Consider the following 3,659-nt stretch of genomic DNA (forward strand, 5'->3'; position numbering starts at 1 on the left):
AAACCCAGATAGGTCGCAGAAGGTAATGCATCAAGAATATCTATAAGCCCTATTTCTAACAGCTCGTTAGAATATACGGCAGCGCCGATAAATGGCACGGGAAGTATTGCGCTTGCCCATATGACCAGTGCGACTGGGTTGTAATCATAATTGCGAGCGGCTCCCCAGGCGACCACCACATTTGAGACTCCCCAGGACAAAGCGGCTAAGGTTCCTAAAAATATAGGCAGTACACTGGCTGATTGAGCAGTTGAGAATAAGATGACAGCAAGACCTGAAAGGCTTATTGCAATAGCGAATACCGTGCACAGGGGAATTCTCTGTTTAAGCACAAGAACGCCAATAATGGGTGTAAACGCAGCCTGAAGCTGAACAAGAAGAGATGCCATACCGGATGGCAGTCCAATCTTGATAGCCGAGAACAGCAGGCCGAACTGCCCAAAACCGAAAGTCAGACTGTAGAGAACAATAAAACCAAAAGGAACATTCGGTTTACTCACAAAAAAAATCAGAGGCACTGCGGCAATGAAAAATCGCAGGGCTGCAAGCGTGAATGGGCCAACCTCACTTACTCCCACACGCATAACTGCAAAGTTGCAGCCCCATATGAGAACAACGGGCAGGACTAGCCATACCAGCTTTGTTTTGGTTGATTTTGCACTACTTTTAAACATGAGTGTGCTCTCTCATGACGTCAAAAGTAATTTTTTCTGACAACCCAAAGAGCTCCACTGAATCTGAAAACCCAGGATAATGAGATCCAATCTTACTTCCTGACTCAGGTACTATTCGTGATGGATCACATGAACGAGCATCAATACGCCAACGCACCACCCCATTTATGAACTTGGCTATTTCATTTAGAGCCGACCTAAGAGCAGCTTGGTGACTACTAAACCAACCCCCCTCTACTGCTGAAAGGGTAAACCTGCTAGAAAGCTCACTCCTTAATTGCAACTCCGCTGTTGACAAAATAGCTTGAGATAAAAAATTAGAGCTATCATGAATCAGGCGTGCTGCCATACTTGTTCGTGGTTCTGGGTTTTTCACCCCAAAAACATTTCCTTCCAGGCCATAGAAAAAAGAGGCGGGATGACCTGAGAACTTTTTATTTAATAAGCCAACTAGCTTTGAAATCGTCATTTCTTTTCCATTGATAGCAACGGGTAGCCCATCCTGAAATTCTATATCGATGTATTCCTCTTCCCCTCGCCAGGACTCTCCCCTAATTTCGTAAATCGGCAGAGTGCGTTCAGGATACTCTATATCGCCATTTTCCACGACTCGACACCAAAGATTCTCGTCAATCGAGTAAGTACCTCGGGCTGAGTTTTGAAAGTATGGAGATAGCATGGGATGTAATTGATTTATTTTTGTTTCTCGATCACAAAATGACCCGATTGAAGGCGCGAAGAATGAAAGGTTTGGTGCCAGAATTTCTATGGATTTAGCAAACCTGAAAAAAGAGTTCTGAAAGGCTGTAACATTCGAGGCAATAATGTCTATATCATGCTCACGCGCATACTCGACGGCGATTTTTGCGATCAGAGGACGTGTAAAGGTTGAAGAAAGCGGCATACCACCATAATAGGTAGCACTACATCGAATACCTTCTGCTAAAAACTCATTACAGAATTCATGCTCAGCATCTACATAAATAGCGTTATCCGCTAAGTCTCTGGAGACACTTAAAGTTTCAGCTGCTGGCTCACCCAAGCCTACAGTTAAGGTGGTCACTGCCCAGCCTTTCTTTTTCAATAGTGATAGAGTGTGACAGCTATCGAGACCTCCAGAAAATAAAAGCAAAACTCGCTTATCACTGTTTTCTAATAAGTCTAGTTTCGAAAATGTATCAATAATATTCATGCGCACAAGCTCCTTACCTTAAGCGGGTCAATCATTCGAGTATTTGGGGTCATATATGAAGTGAAAGAGTTGATTGATCGACTCAGGAAGACACGTTGAAGCCATCGATCGTGGCCGTCATAAAAAGGCTCAAAATGAGTTCGCGCATGACAGGCCTTTGTGTTATCAATCAATAACGCATGGCCGGGCTCTAGGCATGCCCCATAGGTTTCCTTTTTCAAGACCTTATGCAAGCATTTCATTGCTGCAGCAGAGCTGCCATCGGTTGCGATCATCGCCGATGGATCAAAAACCATATGAACTTTATTGCCTTCAAAGGAAAGAATTTGAACACATTTTGTGTAACTGGATTCCCCAAAGGAGCTTGAAGACCTGATGATAAAATTCGGCTGTGTAAGTTGAGATATAGTTTTGTCGTCTAAGGTCTCTAATACGTTATAAATACTCGCAGTAGCTGTTATTGCTTGCTTTTTTCTATCTCCTCGCAAACAATTCAGCAATATAAAATCAGGAGGTATTGGGTGGAAGCTGTCTTCAGTATGAAACTCAAGGAAGGAAGATCCGGTATTTTCCTGTCGATGTTCCATCCCTTTGACTGGGCAAATGTTTTGGATAAGAAGGCCTTCCTTTTCATCACCGTAAGAGTAAATGTCACCCACTAAGCATCCAAGGATTGCCACTGATACCTCTGAGACTGGAACCTTTGAAGAGGGTCGACCACCAAATTTTGGCGTCTCAGGTAGAGCTGAGTCGATGGGTAATCCTTTCAGGAGCAGGGTGCCAAAACGATTACTGCCCGAAGCAAAGTTTCTCAGAGCGTCAAATGTTGGACCAGATAGCTTTTCTGCCGCATTTCCAACCGCATTATGGTCATAAAGATACGGGCTTGAAAAGTCGTGCTGTGCAAGATTGGCACTCAAAAGTAATAGATTTTCTGCTTCAGATTTACTGAAATTCAGCTGTACTGATTTCGGTAACGCTTTATAACTCATGGCCTGATCATCATGTTTTTGTTAGAAATGATGGGCCAACAGTATCTTTGGAAACCCCTTAGGTATTGAATAATCTTGCTATTATTTGCCTGAGTCCAGCGTGTTGGATATCAAAGCCAGTGAAACTAGGAGCTTTATCCAGGGCAAATTACCAACAACACTGCAGGATAAACTCATGAACCAACTTCAGAGTCAAGGTATCAGCCTGTAGGCTTTGATTCATAAGGGGTTAGACTCATTCTCACTTAATGTGAGCAGGGCGAACTGTTTGCAAGCTGTTATCACTTATTTCGGGCACATTCTCACTTAATGTGAGCAATCCGGTTCTTATTCTCAATCAATTCGGGCACAAAAGGGCTTCTGTTTGCAGGCAAGATCGATCTTGTTTGCAAGCAGCTACAGTTATGGATCAAACTTACGCAATGAAGTAGCTCATGACACCATACAGTCGAAACTCTGAGCCGCACATTGACTGAGCTACGAGAAGAAGGACATGAAATAACAGATGAAATGCTGAGCCATCTCTCACCCTACAGTGACCATCACATCAACCTTCTGGGCGATTACCGGCTGGATCTGAGTCAAAAGGTACGACCGTTAGAATTTGATGTTTTTCCTAAGAAAAACAAGGTAGTTACGTGATCTTTATGAAGATTTGTCACGGTTACGGGCCACGTACCCAGAGATATTTTCAAATAATGTGAGCCCAGCTCTCCGTTTTCGAGCTTTTATCACTTAATGTGAGCCCATTGTCATTTATTGTGAGCCAGGTGCATATTCTGGCATCACTTGAACAGTCAT

Annotated in this window: 4 protein-coding genes; 1 reads left to right on the forward strand and 3 read right to left on the reverse strand. The window is 43.3% G+C overall.

The genetic code is table 11. From position 1 onward, the window contains the following. The 3 genes from E1189_RS08150 to E1189_RS08160 form a co-directional block, all read right to left on the reverse strand. A partial coding sequence (locus tag E1189_RS08150) for an EamA family transporter (RefSeq protein ID WP_155159538.1) occupies positions 1 to 674 on the reverse strand: 674 nt, incomplete at its 3' end. Continuing rightward, positions 667 to 1,866, reverse strand: a complete 1,200-nt coding sequence (locus E1189_RS08155; protein WP_155159535.1) for an argininosuccinate synthase domain-containing protein — start codon at positions 1,864 to 1,866, stop codon at positions 667 to 669. The genes E1189_RS08150 and E1189_RS08155, both read right to left, overlap by 8 nt. Further along, complete coding sequence (locus E1189_RS08160; RefSeq protein WP_155159536.1) at positions 1,863 to 2,858, reverse strand: TauD/TfdA family dioxygenase; 996 nt, start codon at positions 2,856 to 2,858, stop codon at positions 1,863 to 1,865. The genes E1189_RS08155 and E1189_RS08160 overlap by 4 nt, the downstream gene beginning before the upstream one ends. Before the next feature lie 456 nt (positions 2,859 to 3,314). On the opposite strand from E1189_RS08160, the gene E1189_RS26225 reads away from it, so the two are divergent. Further along, complete coding sequence (locus E1189_RS26225) at positions 3,315 to 3,500, forward strand: Tn3 family transposase (protein ID WP_155159539.1); 186 nt, start codon at positions 3,315 to 3,317, stop codon at positions 3,498 to 3,500. Positions 3,501 to 3,659: the final 159 nt, after the last annotated feature.

This window comes from Parendozoicomonas verongulae (genome assembly GCF_009711465.1).
Taxonomy (GTDB): Bacteria; Pseudomonadota; Gammaproteobacteria; order Pseudomonadales; family Endozoicomonadaceae; genus Sansalvadorimonas; species Sansalvadorimonas verongulae.